General features: G+C 57.5%; 19 protein-coding genes. 6 read left to right on the top strand and 13 right to left on the bottom strand.

The window, feature by feature from the left end; genetic code table 11:
• Nucleotides 1-5: 5 nt before the first annotated feature.
• From WC698_03665 to WC698_03655, 3 genes are read right to left on the bottom strand one after another with little or no spacing between them, the layout of a single operon-like run.
• Entirely contained in the window at nt 6-626 is a 621-nt protein-coding gene (locus WC698_03665) for a hypothetical protein (GenBank protein MFA6039333.1), read from the bottom strand.
• 18 nt (nt 627-644) lie between these two features.
• Complete coding sequence (locus WC698_03660; GenBank protein MFA6039332.1) at nt 645-1,103, bottom strand: terminase small subunit; 459 nt, start codon at nt 1,101-1,103, stop codon at nt 645-647.
• Nucleotides 1,104-1,146: 43 nt separating this feature from the next.
• Entirely contained in the window at nt 1,147-2,100 is a 954-nt protein-coding gene (locus WC698_03655; GenBank protein MFA6039331.1) for a hypothetical protein, read from the bottom strand.
• A 96-nt stretch (nt 2,101-2,196) separates the two neighbouring features.
• On the opposite strand from WC698_03655, the gene WC698_03650 reads away from it, so the two are divergent.
• The 4 genes from WC698_03650 to WC698_03635 all read left to right on the top strand — a co-directional run bounded on the left by WC698_03650 (nt 2,197) and on the right by WC698_03635 (nt 4,484).
• Nucleotides 2,197-2,421: a hypothetical protein gene (locus WC698_03650; GenBank protein ID MFA6039330.1), complete on the top strand. Its 225-nt coding sequence runs from the start codon at nt 2,197-2,199 to the stop codon at nt 2,419-2,421.
• A 90-nt stretch (nt 2,422-2,511) separates the two neighbouring features.
• Nucleotides 2,512-3,261: a hypothetical protein gene (locus WC698_03645; GenBank protein ID MFA6039329.1), complete on the top strand. Its 750-nt coding sequence runs from the start codon at nt 2,512-2,514 to the stop codon at nt 3,259-3,261.
• A gap of 235 nt (nt 3,262-3,496) precedes the next feature.
• On the top strand, nt 3,497-4,039 hold the full coding sequence (locus tag WC698_03640; protein MFA6039328.1) for a Panacea domain-containing protein: 543 nt from the start codon (nt 3,497-3,499) through the stop codon (nt 4,037-4,039).
• Nucleotides 4,020-4,484: a hypothetical protein gene (locus tag WC698_03635; protein ID MFA6039327.1), complete on the top strand. Its 465-nt coding sequence runs from the start codon at nt 4,020-4,022 to the stop codon at nt 4,482-4,484. Before WC698_03640 ends, WC698_03635 begins: the two co-directional genes overlap by 20 nt.
• 578 nt (nt 4,485-5,062) lie before the next feature.
• Here the strand turns inward: WC698_03635 and WC698_03630 are convergent.
• Together WC698_03630 and WC698_03625 are read right to left on the bottom strand one after the other, a co-directional pair.
• Nucleotides 5,063-5,599 (bottom strand): hypothetical protein, encoded by a 537-nt coding sequence (locus WC698_03630; protein ID MFA6039326.1) that lies wholly within the window; start codon nt 5,597-5,599, stop codon nt 5,063-5,065.
• Between the two features lie 167 nt (nt 5,600-5,766).
• Entirely contained in the window at nt 5,767-6,039 is a 273-nt protein-coding gene (locus WC698_03625) for a TspO/MBR family protein (GenBank protein MFA6039325.1), read from the bottom strand.
• Between the two features lie 59 nt (nt 6,040-6,098).
• Between WC698_03625 and WC698_03620 the strand changes: the two genes are divergently transcribed.
• Complete coding sequence (locus tag WC698_03620; GenBank protein MFA6039324.1) at nt 6,099-6,749, top strand: hypothetical protein; 651 nt, start codon at nt 6,099-6,101, stop codon at nt 6,747-6,749.
• A 10-nt stretch (nt 6,750-6,759) separates the two neighbouring features.
• Here the strand turns inward: WC698_03620 and WC698_03615 are convergent, their stop codons facing one another.
• Nucleotides 6,760-7,353, bottom strand: coding sequence for a hypothetical protein (locus tag WC698_03615; protein ID MFA6039323.1), 594 nt, complete (start codon nt 7,351-7,353; stop codon nt 6,760-6,762).
• A 118-nt stretch (nt 7,354-7,471) separates the two neighbouring features.
• Here WC698_03615 and WC698_03610 point away from each other — a divergent pair, with 118 nt between their 5' ends.
• Nucleotides 7,472-7,939 carry a Gmad2 immunoglobulin-like domain-containing protein gene (locus tag WC698_03610; GenBank protein ID MFA6039322.1) on the top strand — a complete coding sequence of 156 codons (468 nt, stop codon included), beginning with the start codon at nt 7,472-7,474 and terminating at the stop codon, nt 7,937-7,939.
• A 313-nt stretch (nt 7,940-8,252) separates the two neighbouring features.
• Here WC698_03610 and WC698_03605 read toward each other — a convergent pair whose 3' ends face one another.
• The 7 genes from WC698_03605 to WC698_03575 all read right to left on the bottom strand — a co-directional run bounded on the left by WC698_03605 (nt 8,253) and on the right by WC698_03575 (nt 18,415).
• Nucleotides 8,253-10,013, bottom strand: a complete 1,761-nt coding sequence (locus WC698_03605; GenBank protein MFA6039321.1) for a DUF2807 domain-containing protein — start codon at nt 10,011-10,013, stop codon at nt 8,253-8,255.
• On the bottom strand, nt 10,006-10,347 hold the full coding sequence (locus WC698_03600; protein ID MFA6039320.1) for a PadR family transcriptional regulator: 342 nt from the start codon (nt 10,345-10,347) through the stop codon (nt 10,006-10,008). Before WC698_03600 ends, WC698_03605 begins: the two co-directional genes overlap by 8 nt.
• Nucleotides 10,348-10,426: 79 nt before the next feature.
• On the bottom strand, nt 10,427-10,849 hold the full coding sequence (locus tag WC698_03595) for a secondary thiamine-phosphate synthase enzyme YjbQ (GenBank protein ID MFA6039319.1): 423 nt from the start codon (nt 10,847-10,849) through the stop codon (nt 10,427-10,429).
• Between the two features lie 34 nt (nt 10,850-10,883).
• Nucleotides 10,884-11,786, bottom strand: a complete 903-nt coding sequence (locus WC698_03590; protein MFA6039318.1) for a hypothetical protein — start codon at nt 11,784-11,786, stop codon at nt 10,884-10,886.
• A gap of 10 nt (nt 11,787-11,796) precedes the next feature.
• Nucleotides 11,797-13,911, bottom strand: coding sequence for a hypothetical protein (locus tag WC698_03585; GenBank protein MFA6039317.1), 2,115 nt, complete (start codon nt 13,909-13,911; stop codon nt 11,797-11,799).
• 190 nt (nt 13,912-14,101) lie between these two features.
• Nucleotides 14,102-14,479, bottom strand: a complete 378-nt coding sequence (locus WC698_03580; GenBank protein MFA6039316.1) for a phage holin family protein — start codon at nt 14,477-14,479, stop codon at nt 14,102-14,104.
• Nucleotides 14,480-14,596: 117 nt separating this feature from the next.
• The gene (locus WC698_03575) at nt 14,597-18,415 is read right to left on the bottom strand and encodes a class I tRNA ligase family protein (protein MFA6039315.1); all 3,819 of its coding nucleotides are present in this window, start codon (nt 18,413-18,415) and stop codon (nt 14,597-14,599) included.
• Nucleotides 18,416-18,534: the final 119 nt, after the last annotated feature.

Genomic DNA, 18,534 nt, shown 5'->3' with positions numbered 1-18,534 from the left:
CTTACTCATACGATTCTTTCCACATACCTATCTGCATAGTTACAACGGAATAGTACGCCCTGATATCCAAATTTGTTTCGCACCTTCTCATTGATTAACCGTGCAGCATCATAAAGCTGGCGATCTCTCAGATCGATACCCTCCGTTCCTCCGTCAATTCTCGTATGTAGAGGAAGTGCAAAGGCGGCTGCGAGAAGACTGTATTGTTTTTCCCGCTCTCGAAACTTAAGCACTGTATCGATACCATCCATGTGTAACACTCCACCATGAAAGTGAAAACGTGAGCCGGACGATTTCTTCTCAGGGTGAGCCATCCCTTGTTCTGCGCGGAGAAGGCAAGCCCGTTCTTCCAGTAGTTTTCCCGGAAGAAATCTAACAACAGTGGAATAGGGTGGCAATCTGGCAGGGATAATCTCGGCCATATAGTCACCCCATGCTGCTTTGTCATTCTCAATACAGCCATGTTTGTGCAGGATCTTCAGAAGTTTTTTTGCCTCGTCTTCCGTCATATCTGCATCATGGTTGAACCGCTCATAGGAGATTGCGACCAATTCTTTTCCATCGGCCATTTCCTCCTCTTCAAGGAGCAGATTGACCACGCGAAGAAGCTTCTCATTGAATGCCATTCGTTCACTATTATTCACTTATCTGATCTTCTTTTGTAGGGCGTCTGGAACAGAGTGTAGCGACTGATTATTTATGGCTTCGGCAATATCCCATTCTGCATACTCACCATCCTTCTCCGCAGCCGTTATAAGATCCTCGTATGTTGTGACAGTATTGGCCTCCTGTCGCTTCTCGGCTTCCATGAAGCCATGATTGGCCTTGAGGAGGAAAATCGCGCTTGTAGGGTGGATTTTACGCGAAAGAGAGTCCTTTTGGAGATACAGCCTCTGAAGAAGTCGCAACTGTTTTATAGTGGCGGAAAATTCATCATGCTTCTTTGCCCATTCCACAATTGTGTCATCATCCACCCCTAATTGAAGTGCCAGTTCTTCGATAAAAGGAATCTCTTTAGTACGTGCACAATTCTCCACGTAGCGCCTTGCGCTCGCGACAATGTCCGAACCGTATTTAGTGGGTCTACCGACTTTCCCTTTCATATGCATATCATACGCCCTAACTCTCAATAGCCCATGATAAGAGCTAATTCAGACTCTTCTTGTAGCCAGCTTTATTTGCCTCCTCCTCACTTGGAAAGCACTTGAACTTATATAGGTCATTGAAATACTGACTATCGGGGGTGTAGTAAATGAGTTGTCCGTCATGCGTCTCACCACGCACAACACAAGAAATATCAGATGCATCTTTCGATAGGATATTCACTTTAAATTCTCTATCTGAATAATTTCCTTCTCCAACGGTATAGTAGGTGGAGCTATATTGCTGGGCTGTCGTTGTGGGAGTGAGATCAATAGGGAAAAAGAACATATCCGTATAGTTACCAAGCTTATAGTCATAATATTTATATGTTGTTCGAGATAATGTGAGACATTCTTTCTGATCTTTAGCACAAGCTTTGGAAAAATACACAGACCAATCCGCGCTGCTATCCCACTTGATTTCACCCGTCTTCCCATCGTTGTTATAACCCTTCACAGTCATCTTATCTCCATTCCTACTGACATCAATTGTATAGCCATCATTGAAAGTATTTCCTAATACCACCTCAGGATCACTAACAAGGCGGATCTTCCACTTCTGATTTGCAATTAGATTGAGAAACGCATTATTGCTTGTCTGACTAACGGTATTGATAGTCCTTCGACTGTTACACCCCGCCAAATCGCAAGATACTGTCTTATCTCGTAATACTCTTCTGCTTACATGGGAGTCATCTTGTTTCTGTGCAAGGCTGCTTTGAGATGAAGTCGAAGAAGAAGGTAGGTCTTGTACATTTATCATCTGACAACGAACTCCAAATCTTTTCTCCACACGGTCATTCACTCTATCCCACATCTTTGTATCGCTAGCGTAATTTTTCACAACACGGACACACACACGGTCAACAACGCTCTCCGCGTTGGCTTTCGGAAGAGTGAGAAGTTGCAGAGAATATACTGCACTCAGTAAAGCTGCCGACGCAAAGAGTCGCCGCATACAAGAAGGGGGAAAGCAAGCTCAGCATAGATCCATGGTTGTAATGTTTCAACTATATCTGCTAATAGGGAGGCATTAGCGTGAGTTGTCACGCTTATGCGCAAGTCCAAGCAGAAACCCCTTAAGGTAATGGCGGCTGGAGACGTCGCCAAGCTTCTTGGGATCTCTTATCAGTATCTTGATCGTATTGCGAAGGAAGGAAAGCTGCCATACCAGCAGACATCTTCAGGAAAGATCTTTCTTGAAGAAGATGTTCTCGCATTCAAGAGGGAACGGGAGAAGAAAGCAGAGACTGATCCAAGGATTAAGCGAGAACAGTAGAACTTGTCTCCAGTAGTACATGGAAGGGGCTATCCTTGTGTAACAAATACGAATTTGAAATCAAAGCCATTTCTGCCAAACTATTCCCTTATGTTTGGCATCCAACAGCATCACGGCGGCGAAGAGGCATCAATACAATGGTGCGAAGATCACTTTGAGGAACTGTCTTCTTTGCCGCCTCGGATACGACATGACTTGTTGTTGCAATTCTCAATGAAGATGATTTACGGCATCTCGAAGCAGCAAAAAGGACAATACCAAGCCATAGTGAAACAGCTCGAAAAGAAATCAGAAACGGTTTCTTCCAATGGAGCTGATTTGCAGATGGCTCTTAGTGGGGATAATTACATATTTGCCACTCCCGACCGTTTGTTAGTACTGCTTCCTCATATTTCGAATGATGGAGACGTATTTCCGCTGTCTCATTTGCTGAAACTTCGGGACTTCGAAAAATCTCTCTATCAGAAATTGGAACTATCTCAGTTGATAAGAAATGAAGAGGGCAAGTGTCAGGGGTGGTGGATTTGCAGTAATGATATAGGCCTTCAATGCAATTTGAATCTGTTGTTAGTCAAAACAAGAATACGAAAGAAAGTCAGAAATATTCTTTTCATTGCAGAAAGGGCAGTAGCAGAATCTCAGCGCGGAAAAGGTGTTGGCAGATATTTACTTGCACTTACAGATGCTATTGCCGTTCTCAATGAATGTTCCTTTTCTTTTGGTGTCCTGAGACCATTCAATCAGCAAGAAGAAAATCTGCCTCTGCTGAAGAGAGGCCACAGACAAGCAGGATATCGTGTGCATGGGAATATCGCAGTGAAGGTATACGAGAAGCAGTAGGTGCAATTTACAAGGTGCGAAAATGCTCAATGCTAAATCAGCAAAAACGAGGAAATAAGAGAAACAAAACAGAATTGCTACTCTTTAATGAAAGGGATTTGGCCATTTGCCTGCATTTTCTCAAATTGCGGTTAACCAAATATGAGTTCTTTGTTGCAGTATTTTGATGGCCTATCCCTACAAATCATTGGGATATGCTACCAGCCATAGTCGATGTATGTGATACTCTTCAGCTATGAGTAAAGTATTTGATAGGTTTTATTCAATGTTTGGGTGGCCAACATTGGATGCAAAAACGCGGGATCTTGCTCGTTACATTTACATTCAATTTACTGAAAACAACGCAACGTGTGATACGTTCCAATTAGCAAAAGCAATGTATTTAGCTGATGTAGCTTGCTACAGATATACTGGTAAAAAAATTTCCAACATTCAGTGGAGATGGTGGCCTAACGGCCCTTTTGATCCTTCGGTTTATGACTATAGAAAGGACTGCTCCTATTCCGGTTTTCTTGATTCTCAAGAAGTTGCTGATTCGAAGCATGGTCATAAATGCGTGGCTTATGTAAAAATCGATCTTCTTTCAGATATTGAAGCTGCTTTCGTAAAAAAAGTTGTTAACAAGATATATAACATTGATTTTAATGAATTAACTAAAGTTGCATATAGCACAGAGCCTATGAAAAAAATTGGGGCTAAGCCAAACGGGAATGCCAACAAGCAATTATTAGATTTTTCAACAATTACACAAAAGACCCTTGGCCCTTCAAATTCCTGATGAGTGGCTCGCAGTTTCAATTAGGAAAGGGGCAATATTTTTGTGTCTAGGATTAAAATACAAAAGTCCCGAGGACAGAGATTTAATTAACGATAAATATATTATCTGCTTAACAGATTTAGACCATGCAAGACAAAGAGTACCCGTGGCAATAACAACAACGCAGACGGATCATGGGAAACACGATCATTGCATAGAATTAATCAATTACGATTGTTTTCGTAAAAAGACTTATCTGAATTTAACCTTTCTTCAATTTCTCCCCTTTCAAATGTTCAAATCCGCTTTTGAAAACAAGAATATATTTCAGGTTGGAGAGCTCCGTGAAGAAGATCTGGAACAACTGAAGACTGAAACGAGAGTGGCAAATATGCCTACTCATGCCTTACGAAGAGAGGAATACCGGGCCATACTAGTGCTTCTTCATGATGATATAGATATCTAGATGCTTATTGTTTGTGCTTCCACTCTCTTCCAGTGAGTAACTAAACAAGGAACTTACGCTTCTGAAAGCCCACCAAGTGCTTGTACCTTGGCATTTTTCAGAATCTCGTACCACTGGAAAATCAACTCCTCCAAGCGATTCCAATTATTTCGTATAGTGTCCACCATTATTCACTCCCAAATAATTGAAGTCCTGCACAACGCTTGTATGATGAGGATTCTCTTCATAGCGCATATTTGGCAGATAACAGGGTTGCCACTGGCGTAGTCCATCGTGTCCCGACCGATGTAAAAGAAGCTTTGGTTCTCAATCCGGATCTGTTGGAAAAATGGAATGGACTCACCTCTCTGGCACGTAACGAGTGGATTTGCTGGACTACTATCGTGAAGCAGCCGGAAACAAGAAAAAATCATATTGAGCGGCTGCAAGCGGAACTTCTTGAAGGCAAGCGCCGACCGTGTTGCTGGCGGGGTTGTCCGCATCGCGGACCGAAAGCGAAAAAAGGTTGAAGGGCAATGGACATGTTTGTTCATCAATTCAAGTGTATAACAATTACGCCCAGTGCAGCGATATCGACATCATATTTGTCTGCTGTCATACGCCCAGTGCAGCAAAGCCTGCCGCTGCCTTCGCCTGCAGGAGAGATCGCCGCGATCACAGTTATGTTTCACCTGCGTGATGTGTCGCTTCATCGCAAGCCACCTGCGAATCTGCCGATCATCTTCCTCGGGCATACGACGACCGAGATAGTAGCGACAGTACCACTGAAACCACCCTCGCGGATCGGCGGGATGAATCCATCCCTTCCTCTTCCACACCGATAGCGCCTGGCTTGCATTCACGCCGAAGAAATTGAGAGCGGCATCGTGTCGCTCGTGGCAGAGCTTCGCTTTTGTAAACCAATCGGCAGGAAACTCATCTATGCAGTCCGTCATGTACTTCCCGCCGAAGACGCCGAGCTCGAGCATCTGCTTCGGCGTGAGCTGGGGCTTGAAGCGAGGATCGAAGTGAGAGCCTTCGGCTTCTGTAAGGATGTATCGACAGTTTTGCTGCAGAAGATCGTTCACCGTGACGACAGTATTCTTTGCCATGTCATCGTGGCGGCGGCGGGTCATGCGAATGTCTGCTCTATGGCGTAGAGTTGGATGATCAGAGGTTCAGTGGAAATTCAAATACGTAATCGTGAGCTGTAAGCATGTGGCAAACGTCACCCACAACAGGTACGGAATCTGGGCGTACGTAACCCATGGAGCATACGGAAAAATACTTCGCATCGCCCAGATCAGCGTCCCGAGGACGAGGAGGATATCATACTCGCAAGGACGTTACTTTTGAGCCCGAACTGCAGTGGCGTGAATGCGAAATTGAAGAGGAGATTCAGCACAAACGGCAGTGCAATCATCATCACGATCTTCTTCTGTGCCGCCATCACAAAGACGGCGCCGAAGGAAATGATGATGCCGATGTAAAGCACGGTCCACACCGGCCCGAACACGGTTGATGGAGGAGCCCATGAGGGCTTGATCAGCTGTTGGTACCACGTGTAAGTCTCCATGGGTGCATGATAGCACGAAATGCAACGTCTGGGCCGTGGACCGCGCTATACTCCTCCCCATGAACCACGGCTTCTCGCGCGAAGAGCTCGCCATCATCCGTCCCTGCAATACACCGCGGAAGATCCAGGATTTCCTGTGCACGATCCCGCATAACTTCGAGCACGGGAAGCACACGTGCCTCTCCCCGCGGCAGGTGCTGCGGGAGCGTCGCGCGCACTGCGTGGAGGGAGCGGCGCTCGCGGCCGCCATGCTGCGCGTGGCCGGATGGCGCCCGCTCGTCATGGATCTGCGCGCGGTGGGACACGATTTCGACCACGTCATTGCCCTCTTCCGCATCGACGGGTGCTGGGGCGCCATCAGCAAGACGAACCACGGGGTGCTGCGGTACCGCGAGGCCGTCTACCGGAGCGTCCGCGAGCTGGCGCTCTCGTTCTTCCACGAGTACTTCCTGGACAACGGGGAAAAGACCCTGCGCTCCTATTCCGGCGCCATCGACCTCTCGCGCTTCGATGCCGTCGGCTGGATGGCGCGGGAGGGGGAGATCTGGGATATCTACGCGCACATCGACGCCGTCCGCCATTACCCCATCCTCACCCGGGCGCAGATTGCGCGTTTGCGGCGCGCGGATCCCATCGAACGGAGGATGGGCAAGCTGAGCGACTGGCCGCATCCGCGGAAACGAAAAACAGTCGGTGATACTGTGCATTGAAGCATATTTCCTACTTCTTCATCACCGCGAAGCACGCGTTCCCGATGCAGCGGCATTCGTTCACATCCTGCGCCACGTAGCTTCCGCAATCGCAATCACTGTCCTGCGTGCAGGCGGTCGGGAGGCTCTCGCTGACGGCGGGGTCTTGCGCGTGCGTCCACTGGGGGCACACCACGGCGCAGCTCCCCTCGACGCACTTGGAGCCGAAGGGGCAGTTGGAACGAATCAAATAGCTCATGGGGGTTTGGCACTCGTCATCCCGCGTGCAGGCTGCGCCCACGTTCCCGTCCGTCTCCTCCCGGGGCTGCTGCAGAACTGGCCGGCAGGCGCTTTCCACGCACTCCACGCCATAACTCTGCGCGCAGCCGTACATGCAGTCGGATCGGTATGCCTCCACCATCGCCCGCATCCGTACCGCCTCGTCCGCATGCACGTAGATGTCGCAGCCGAAGGGGCACTTGCTCCCGATCATCACGCAGTCCTCCGCCCGTTCGCAGCGGTTCGCCTGCGCCAGTTCCGCACGTATGCTCCTCTCGCTTGGCGCACAGGAAGCGAGGAGAAGGAGGAGGGGAATGCAGAGGAGGGAGCGGGGTCGGATTTCCATGGGGAGAGGGAGAGGAGGCTCCCATCATAAAGGGGGAGAGTCGACACACAAGCAGTGCGGCTTGCGAAGCAGCCCATGTCTTTGACAAAGACCGCGTCATTCGCGATCATAGGGGTCTATGCGTACCACATTCCTCGTCACCTCGGTCCTCTCCCTCACGCTCCTCGCAGCCTGTTCCGCGGCGCCGAACGACGGCGACCCTGTGCCGCCGGTCTCCTCGTCCTCCGCGGCATCGGAGGCCTCCGTTTCGAGCGTCTCCAGCGTCGCTTCCACGGACGTCACCCTCACGCAGCCGCAGCCCGGCGATACCGTCTCGAGCCCGCTCACGGTGAGCGGCGAAGCGCGCGGACGCTGGTTCTTTGAGGCCAGCTTCCCCGTAAAGCTCCTCGATGGCGACGGCGCCATCATCGCGCAGGGGATTGCGGAAGCGCAGGGGGATTGGATGACCGCGGACTTCGTGCCGTTCATGGCCACCCTCACCTTCGACCCGCCCGCAACATCCGCCGGAACGCTCGTACTGGAGCGGGATAATCCCTCGGGATTGCCGGAGAATGACGCGAGCGTTCAGGTGCCGGTGCAGTTCTGATTGAGGAAATCCCCCCTTTCTTTTGTCAGGGCGACAAAAGAAAGGGGCAAAGAAAAGCGCTCCGCCGCCGAAGCCCCCCCGCCCGGCCCTGTGCCTCCTCTTCAGCCCCTCCAAGGATTCGGGGCTGACTCGTCGGCAGGCCATGTCGAAGCAGGGCCTTCCCCTTCACCCCCCGCGGCGGCGGTACCTCTCCCGCTGTTTCTTGAAGATAGATTTGCAGTCAGCCTGCGGCGAACGGCTCCGGCCATGTTGGTGTTTCTGTTTTGTACTTTGAACAAATAATTAGAACAGACTTTTCAAGAGCCTTTAGGGCTCATTGCCATTCGTCAAACTCCTGGAATTCCTGCTCTTCCGGTTCCATTTCCATCTGCTCCACGCGGCTGGCGCCGGAGGTGGAAACGTCCACCGCGGGCGGGCGCTGTTTGTACGTCACGCTGCTGGTGCCGGAGATGTCGCCTTTCAATGATTCGCTCACGTCCAGTTGCGCGGCGCTGGCGCCGCTCAGGTCCACCGTGGCGTTCTTCGCGGGAAAGCGGACGGCGTCCACGCGGGAGGCGCCGCTCAGCATCAAGCCGAGTGCGTCCGCGGAGCCTTGGAGGACGGCGCGGGAGGCGCCGCTGAGGTCGAGCGTGAGGTTCTTTGCGGTGAGCGTTCCGGTGATGGAAGAGGCGCCGGAGGCCTTGAGCGTCATCCTGTCGCCCTCGAAGCCGCTCACTTCGCCGTGCGAGGCACCGTCGAGATCCACTCCGTCCAACGTGGGCATGCGGATATCCAGCTTCACCCGCCGGTTGCCGCAGAAGAAGAAGCAGGATGAACGCCATCCCTCATAGTCCATCTTCAGCGTGCCGTTTTCCACGCGCACCTTTGCGCGGTCCAAGTCCTGCGGCGCCGCTTCCATGGTCACGGCGTAGGTATCGCCCCGGTGCACGGTGAGGAACGCCGAACCGCCCACTTCCACGCTGCGGAAATCCTTCAGGTCCGCTTGGCGCGTCACCGTCTCCACCCGCTCGCTCTGGATCCTGCGGGCCGCCGCTTCCAGCGCGGGCGCGTGGGAGAAGCCCGTCACCGTGAACGCCACGAGGGCGACTACCCACAGGGCGATGAGCGTGGAGACGCTCCGCACGGAGAAGGTGTTCTTCATGTCCATCAGGCTCGAGCCCGCCATCAGGAAGAAGATGAGGGGCAGGAAGGCGAGGGCGTAGCCCGAGAGCATGAGGGTGAGGAAGCCCGGCCGTCCCACCACGGATTGGAGCGGAAAATCGGCGAAGGCGGAGGAAGGGTTGAGCATGAAGTACACGAGCGCGGAAGTAAGGCCCGCAATGGCCAGCGCGATGCCGAGGATGATGAAAAAGCCCGCGGCGCGCATGAACAGCGGCACCGCCATACGCAGCACCTTGCCCAACGCCTCGATGAGGCGGCGGAGGATGAGCACGGGAACCGCCACCATCTTGCGCGCCGCGTTGCGCGTGGCGGGGTTGCGCACCTTCTCCTGCACACGCTCCTGTATGGCGGAGAGTGTCACGCGCTTCTGCTCCATCTCCAGCTTCTCGGTGGTGGTCTTGGCTTCCGGCAGAATGATCCAGAGGAGGATGTAGACGATCATGCCCATGCCGCCGAAGATGATGGTGGCGGCGAACACCAGGCGCACGATGGCGGGGTCGATGGCGAAGTAGTGGGCGATGCCGGCGCTCACGCCGCCCAGGATCTGGTCATCCGCGGAGCGGTACAGGCGGCCTTTGAAGAGCGGCTCCCCCGAGGGCCCCTTCGGGGCTTGGTCCTTCGTTTCCGTCTCATCGGCGCGCCCGGCATCGAACTTCTTGAAGTCCTCCACGGTCCCCATGCGCGCCGTAAGTTCCTCCACGTCCGCGAGCGTCACGGCCTTCCGCTTGCCTTTCAGCTTCTCGCCGAACTCCTCCGCGATGCGGTTCTCGATGTCCGCCACGATCTCGTCGTTGTCCGGGTAGGAGCGGAAGTGGGCGCGGATGGAGGAGAGGTAGGAGTCCAGTGCGGCGAACGCGTCGTCTTCGACGTGGAAGAGGATGCCGCCGAGGGTGATGGTGACCGTCTTATGCATGGGAGAGGAGGGAATGGATGGAATCGCTGAGGGACTTCCATGTACGGGTGAGTTCGCGCAGCACCGTCTTGCCCTTGGCCGTGAGCGTGTAGTACTTGCGCGGGGGGCCGTTCTTGGACTCGCGCCACTCGTAGGCCACGAGCCCGTCCGCGCGGAGCCGGCTCAAGAGGGGATAGAGCGTGCCTTCCACCACGAGCAAGTCCGATGCTTGCAATGTTTGCAGGATGTCCGTGGCGTACACGGAACCGCGCGAGATGATGAGGAGGGTGCAGAACTCCAGGATGCCTTTGCGCATCTGCGCTTGGGCGTTCTCGGTGGGGAGGTCGCGGGTCATAAGCGTGTACAATGTAGCGCATGGTACCTTGCTTAGCAAGGTAGCTTGTAGTCAATTCTTCCTCGCATGTCCGCACCGGTTATTCCCCGATGATTTTGACCAGGACACGCTTCTTCCTCATCCCGTCGAACTCCCCGTAGCAGATCTGCTCCCACGGCCCCAAGTCCAGCTTCCCGTCCGTCACGGCCACCACCGTTTCCCTCCCCATGATCTGGCGCTTGAGGTGCGCGTCGGCGTTGTCCTCGCCCGTCCGATTGTGGCGGTAGTGTTCGGGCGATGCGTTGAAGGGCGCCAGTTCCTCGAGCCACCGCTCGAAGTCCCGGTGGAGACCCGCTTCATCGTCATTGATGAACACCGACGCGGTGATGTGCATGGCGTTCACCAGGCACAGGCCTTCCCGGATCCCGCTCTTCTGCACCGCCTCTTCTACCCGGGGCGTGATGTTCACAAAGCCCCGGCGCGCGGGGACGTCCATGGTGAGGTACGCGGTGGAGGACGTCATGGGGGAGGGGGGAGCCCGGCAAACCGGTCACGTCTCAGTTGCATTCGTACTCGCAGGTTGAGCGGGGGAAGGCCCCGTCCCGTTCCGTCGGGGGGAACACCGTGCAGCGGAAGGAGGCCACCTTCCGTCCGTTGCAGAAGTAGTCCGGGAGGGAGGGTTGCGTGTCCAGGGAAGCGCAGATGAGCTTGCAGGCGGGGGCGCCGTCGCGTGTGGTGCAGAACGAGACGCACGGTTCCTCCTGCGAGGCTTGGGGTTGGCTGGCCACTCGGGAAGAAGCGGCGGAGCGGAGTGAGGAGCGGACGGAGGAAGAAGAGGGGAGGGAAGCGGGGAGGGAAGCGGGGAGGGAGGAGGCGCGGGAAGAAGATGCAGCGGGGTCCGGCTTCATCATTTCCTCACAGGAGAAGGCGATGTTCGTGGAGCGGCGGGTGTATTCCTCCCCTCCCACTCTCCGGACGGACGTGGAATGCTGGGAGGGCGTGACGCACTCTTCCACCCGGAACACGAGGTCGAAGGTGATGGATTGGCTTCCGTGCAAGGAGAAACCGTTCCCCTCACCCGCCAACGAGCAGAGGATTTCACCGTCCACTTGCATGCAACGCTCGTCAGATTGTTCCTGCAGGAATTGCAAGCCCGCCGGCATCCGGTGGGAAACCACGATGTCCTCCACCGGCGTCTGGCTGCGGTTGACCACCATCACCAGGAGCGACAGCAAGCCGCCCTGTTGTGCGGAGGGGATGCCGATGTGGATGGTGATATCCTGCGATGCACCGGTGGCGAGGGTGGTGGCGCTCAGCTGTGCGGGTGTGCGGGGTTCTTGCGGAAGACGGCCCGTGTGCGCAGACCAGAGCAAGCCGCAGGTGAACAGCATGGCTGTGCCGAGGACCGTCGCGGTGAGGCGGCGGGAGGGAAGCCGGGAAGGCGGGAGGGGGGAAGACATCGGGAAAAAGTTACGAGTCGCGCCGTACGCAGTCGTACGTGCAGGAGGGAGTGCCGCGCAAGGTACACTCGAAGGAGCGGAGCCGTTCCCCGGCGGGGCAGAGAAAGGCGTTCATGGTCGGCGTGGAGGGGAGGTTGATGCACAGGCGCTTGCAACTCCTCTTGCCGTTCTCCACGGTGCAGAAGAGCGAGCTCATGGCGCCGTTGCAGGAGGACGTTGCGGGCGCGGTGATAACGGAGGGGGCGGAAGAAAAAGAGGATGAAGACGAGGATGCACTGCTCCTGCGCGAAGAGGAGGAAGAGACAGAGGAAGCATCCTCCTCCGCTCCTGACGGAGCTACGGAGGACAGGGAAGATGCAGAGGAGATAGAAGATGCAGAAGATGCAGAAGATGCAGAGGAAGCAGAGGAGACAGAGGAGACAGAGGAAGCAGAGGAGACAGAGGAAGCAGAGGAAGCAGAGGAAGCAGAGGAAGCAGAGGAAGCAGAGGATGCAGAGGATGCAGAGGAGACGGACAAGGGGGCATCACAGGAAACCTTCACTTCCAAGCTCTGCGTATTGTTCGAAGCGTCCGCATCCGCCTCGTCGGTGGAGATCATCGCCGACACGGACAGGGAGAGGCCGTCTTCGCACGTTTCTGCGGGAGCCGGCTGTGCGGCGATGCCGAACGTCCTGCTCCAGCCCGCTTCAAGCTGTATCCTGCCCTGGCAAATGGTCCCCTGTACTTCCGCGGTGGTGCAGGGGAGGTCCTGTTCCTGCTGCGTCACCGTGAGGCCGGGGGGGAAGTACAACGCCAGCACCAGGGCGGCGGAGACATCCCGCGCATTGGTCACCTGTGCGGAGAACGTTTTCGGTTGCGCCGGTTGCACGGTAGAGGGGCCGGTGAATTCCAGGCGCACGTCCCCCCGCGACTGGAGGCAATCGGAAGGGGTTCCGGTGCACGCCCACCCGTCCTCCACCCGGCAGATCTCGTTGCAGCCGTCGCCGTTCCCCGCGTTCCCGTCATCACAGGCCTCTTCCGCGTCAAGGGCGCCGTTGCCGCAGGGATCGGCGGCGGGATTGCAGAGGCAGGCGGCGGGGGCGCAGGTTTCCGCCGTTGTGCACGACAAGCCCGGCTCGTTGCACTCCTCTCCCACTTCCGCCACTCCGTTGCCGCAGACGGAGGGGGGGTACGCGAAGACCTTGCGCATCGTTTCCCCGGTGAGCGGACCGTCCCCCACCAGCACAACCTTTCCTTTCCAAGCCACGGCTCCCAAGGTGTCCCATTCCTGCGCGTCGGAAGAGAGGGGTTGGGCCGCGGGAACGAGTTGCCACTGCACGCCGTTCCGGGATTGGGCAACGTTGCCCGAGGCGCCGTCGATGACCCAGAGGCTGCTCCGGAAGACGACGATGTGGAGGTCTTCGAGCGATGAGAAGGAAGCGGGCAAGGAAGAAGCCTGCGTCCAGGTGGCGCCGTCCGCCGAGGAGAACACCCGGCGTTCCCCCTGGGATTTGGCGTCCTCGATGTAGTACATGCGGTCGCCGAACGCCGTCGCCAAGCCGCGCGACGTCTGCGCGAAGAGCGGCCCCACCTTTCGCCACTCATTCTGCTGCAGTTTGTACGTGTAGCCGGAGGCCCCCTTGTCGTATTCGGTGCCGCCCAGGAGCCAGAGCGTCCCCCCGAAGGAGACGGCCGCCATGCGTTCCAGGTTGAGGGGAAGAGCGGGGAAATCCTTGGCGATCCCTTTCAAGCGGAAGATGTTCTGCGTGGGTGCGCAGGAGGATTGTGCGTTGCAATAGCGTCCTCCCAACAGCAGGATTTCGCCGTTGTGGACCACCGGTACGGTGTCCCGGATGGGGAAGGAGAGCTGCTGCACCTTCCACTCCGTTCCGTTCGCCGTCACGTGCGCCGCCTTCTCGGCCAACGAAGCGCCGATGCGCGCCCCGCCGATGGCGTAGAGTTGGGTCCCGTCCGTGGCGACGGCGACCCCCTGCAGCCTGCCCAGGGATTGTTCCGAGAGAAGTTTCCACGTGATGTCCGAAGGGGCGGTCTGGCCGACGAACGCTTTCCAGGTGCCGAAGGAGAGTGCAGGCACAATCAGCGCAACCGCAACGAGCGCGGTGAGCAATACCCCGGTGCGGCCCATACGTCGCATGGTGGGAACTGTATTATTCTTCAGCGGAACGGGCAAAGGTTGATAGTGGACTGGTTTACGTATTTAGTATTGCGTATTACGTATCGCGTATGTGCTCCCAAGCGTCCTTGGCTGTCATACTCGATACACAATACGAAATACGCAATACTTCTCCAATTCTCTCTTTCCCTCAAACACTCCTTCACCTCAATAACATCTTCATCAGCCAGTTCCCGATGCCGAACACGAGGATCACGGAGAGCCAGCCGGGGAGGCCGCCGTCGATTTGGAGGGAGACGAGGGAGGGATCCAACCGCTGGGCGGCCCAGACCGTGAGCCACACGAAGAGGCCGTTCACCAGGATGAAGGCCAAAAGGGTGGCGACCAGCTTGAGCGGCAGCGTCACCACGTCCAGGAGCGGCCGCACCACCAAGTTCATGAGCGTGAGGAGCGCGCCGATGATGATGGAGGCCGGGAACCCGCCGTCCATCACGAACGCCTGCGGCACGAACGCCACCAGCGCCCATACCAGGGCGATGTTCAGTGCGAAGCGGAGGGTGAGTCGAAGAGGGAGTGACATGTTTGGAGGGAGTATAGCATAACCGGGAGAGCGGTCAGTTCTCAGCGGTCAGCTGTCAGCTTTCAGCGGACAGCGGTCAGTGGCAGAACTGAAAGCTGAAAGCTGGAGGCTGGTAGCTCAAAGCTTTTCAAAGCGGAAAACCACCTTCTTCCCGCTCATTTCCGTCTCGTGGTCGTCCCCCTTTACATGAGTCAGCGTGGCGTTCGTCTCTTCCTCGATCATCTTCCCGCACTCCTTGAGCACGTCGTCCGCGCCTTCCACTTGCAGCTTGATGCGGTCGTGGAGGTTCAACCCCGCTTCCTTCCGCTCGCGCTGCACCGCCCGGATCAAATCGCGGCCGCAGCCTTCCAGCACCAGTTGGTCGGAGATCGCCGTATCCAAGCCCACCACCACGCCGCGGTCGCCCGCCACGTTCTGTCCTTCCTTGCCCACGTACACCACCGTCACTTCGTCGGGGGCCAACCGCTCTTCCCCGATGACCACGGACCCGTCCTTCCCCTGCGTGAACTCCCCGCGCTTGCCCGCTTGGATCAGCTCCTGCACGCGCGCGCCCAAACGGGGCCCCACCTTGCGGGCGTCCACCTGCGCCACGGGTGTCCCCAGTGCTCCCGGATCATCGATGAGCGCGACCTCCTTCACGTTCAGCTCCTCCTGCAGCAGCCGCAACTCCTCGTCCGTGAGCGGGTCTTTGCGGAGGGAGGCGGGAATGGCGATGGTGGCCTTGGCGAGCGGTTGGCGCAGCTTCACCTTGGCTTCGGCGCGCAGTTTCAACCCCAGCGAGACGATGGTGCGCAGCAGCCGCGTCTTCTTGAGCAGCGCCTGTTCCTCCTCCGTCAGTTCCCGCTCGGCGGGCCAATCCGTCAGGTGGACCGAGCCGTGCTCCTCCCCCACGAGGTTGAGGTACATGGACTCGGCGATGAACGGCGCGAAGGGCGCCAGGAGCTGGCTGATGGTGAGGAGCACGTCGTAGAGCGTGGCACAGGCCGCCGCACGGTCCTCCTCCTGGCCGGCACCCATCTCCTCCCGCTCATGCATGCTTCCTTTCCCCGCGAAGCGGCGGCGGGAGAGGCGCACGTACCAGTTGGTGAGCGCATCGATGGAAGCAGAGAGCTCGCCGCACGTGGCGGAGAGGTCGTACTTCTCCAGTTGCGCCGTCATGCGGTTCGCAAGGTCCTGCACTTCCGCGCGGATCCAGGTGTCCAGCGGGTGACCGGAGGTGGTCCGCGTCTCCTTGGGCTCCCATCCCGCCGCGTTGGCGTAGGTCACCAGGAACACGTAGGCGTTCCACAGGGGGAGCAGCACCGAACGCAACACTTCCTCCACGCCCTTCTCCGAGAAGCGCATGTCCTCGCCTCGCACGGCGGGGGAGCCCATGAGCATGAGGCGGATGGCGTCGGCGCCGTACTTCTCCACCACTTCCAGCGGCTCCGGGTAGTTCTTCAGCCTCTTGCTCATCTTCTTCCCGTCCTCGGCCAGCACCGTCCCGTTGACGATGCAATGGAAGAAGGCGGGGCGGTTGAAGAGGGCGGCGGAGAGGACGGTGAGCGTGTAGAACCATCCGCGGGTCTGGTCGATTCCCTCCGCGATGAAGTCGGCGGGGAAGCCCGGAGGGAATTCCGCCGTCCCCTTCTTGGTGATGTGCTCCTTGTCGAAGGGGAAGTGCGATTGCGCGTAGGGCATGGCGCCGCTCTCGAACCAGCAGTCCAGCACGTCGGGGATGCGGCGGAAGAGGGGAGCGCCTTTGCCGTCGCCGGACGCCGGCCACGTGATGGGGTCAATCGTCTCCTTGTGGAGGTCGAGCTGCGTCCCCGTCCGGTGGTCCCAGAAGAATTGTTCGGTATCCGCGTACTCCGGGTACGGCTGGTGCGTGAGCTTGGCGGGATCCTCCTGCGTGAAGAAGTGCTTCATGTTCAACATCAGGTCCGCGTGCGTCACCACCACCACGTGCTTGCCGCGGTGCTTGGGGAGCGTGTCGTTGAGGAAGCCCTGCAGACGCTCGTGCACTTGCTTCCACGTCTCCATGCCGGGGAAGTGGTAGATGCTCTCCACCTGGTTCGTCTGCATGCGGTGCGCGCGGCGCGCTTTGACGAAGGCGAGGTCGCTGAAGTCGATGTGCTTGCCCTCGTACTCCCCGAAGCAGACTTCCTTCAACCGCTCGTCCACCACGATGGGCGCCCCCGTGGCCTTGGCGATGATCTTTGCGGTCTGCCGGGTGCGTGCCAGGGGGGAGCAGTAGATGACGGCGACGTCCTGTTCCTTGAGGAACAAACCCGCTTCCTTCGCCTGCTTCTTGCCCGCGGCCGTGAGGTCCGTCCCCGGCACTTCGCCCTGGTAGACGGGGGCGATGTTCCCCTCGCTCTCGCCGTGCCGCAGCGCCGTCACCTTGGTGAAGCGGTCGGTCACCTTCCGCATCAGGTCGTCCCTGCTGCCCAACACCTCGATCTCCCCGCTCTCCTCGTTGCGCCAGATGGGGAGCGGCGTCCCCCAGTAGCGGTTGCGGGAAACGGCCCAGTCACGCGCCCCTTCCAGCCACTTGCCGAACCTCCCGTCGCGGATGTGCCCGGGCACCCACTCCGTCTCCTTGTTCACCTGCAGCATCTGCTCCTTGATCTTCTCCACGGAAACGAACCAGGAGGAGGTGGCGTAGTTGAGGAGGGGGGAATCACAGCGCCAGCAGTGCGGGTAGGAGTGCCGGTAGGGTTGCGGTTCGCCGAACAGAAGGCCTTTCCCTTTCAGCCATTCCGCCACCTTGCGGTCGGTCTTGGCGGGGTCATCCGCCGGCTTCACGTCCGCGCCCTTGAAGTCCTTCACCTCGGGGGTGAAGCGGCCGGACAGGGTGACGTGCTGCAGGAGCGGCAGCCCCTCGCGCTTGCCCACGTTGTAGTCGTCCTCCCCGAACCCCGGCGCAATGTGCACCACACCCGTCCCTTCCTCCGTGGTCACGAAGGATCCCTCCACGATGCGGAAACCCTTCTCCGCGTACGCGGCGGCGAAGTACGGGAAGAGCGGCTTGTACTTCTGGCCGAGCAGCCATTCCACCGGGATGGTCTTGAGCGGCGGGGCGCCCGGGGTCGCTTCGCTGGGCGTATCCGCGGAGGGTGCCAGCCCCAGGGACTGCGCGAACTGTTCCGAGGCGATGAAAGTTGCGTTCCCTCGTGGGAAGGAGACGTACCGGATGGCGGGGTTCACGGCGAGCAGCAGGTTCCCCGGAAGCGTCCAGGGCGTGGTGGTCCAGGCCAGCACGTACGTCCCGGGCTTCTCCGTCAGTTCGAACATCGCCGTCACCGAGATATCCGTCACCTCCTTATATCCCTGCGTCACTTCAAAGTTGGAGAGGGGCGTTTCGCAGCGGGGGCAGACGTGCATGGGCTTGGCGCCCTCATAGAGGAGACCCTTGTCGTGCAGGCTCTTGAACACCCACCAAATGCTTTCCATGTAATCGGGGTCCATGGTCCGGTAGTCCCAGTCCATGTCCACCCACCGGCCCATGCGTTCCACGGCCGTGCGCCATTCCTTTGCGTAGCGCTGCACCGCCTCGCGGCAGAGGTCGTTGAACGCCTTCACGCCCATCTCCTCGATCTGCTTCTTGGTCTGGATGCCGTGCTCCTTCTCGATCTCATACTCCACGGGGAGCCCGTGGCAATCCCACCCGAACCGGCGCTGCACCGTCTTGCCCCGCATGGTCTGGTAGCGGGGGATGACGTCCTTGATGGTGCCCGCAAGAAGGTGGCCGTAGTGGGGGAGCCCCGTGGCGAAGGGCGGGCCGTCGTAGAAGCTGAAATCATTCCTCTCCTTCTTCTTCCTCTTCCCCGCCTTTTCGCTCACGCCGCGCCGCTTGGCGATGCTCCGTTTGAACGTATCCTCCTCCTTCCAATACCGGAGGATGGCGCGCTCGAGAGCCGGGAACGATTGTTTGGGGTCGACGGGATCGAACATAGGTCAAGGGGAAGCGGTGCTACCCGGAGCGCATCCGGGCAAAGGCGAGATGGTTGAGGGGGGAGAATGGAAAGACGTATCGCAGAGCAGAATAGCATAGTTTTTGTTGACTGTGCTGT

This window comes from Candidatus Peribacteraceae bacterium (genome assembly GCA_041661065.1).
Lineage (GTDB): Bacteria > Patescibacteriota > Gracilibacteria > Peribacterales > Peribacteraceae > CAIKAD01.
This window is presented reverse-complemented; position numbering and strand designations above follow the sequence as displayed.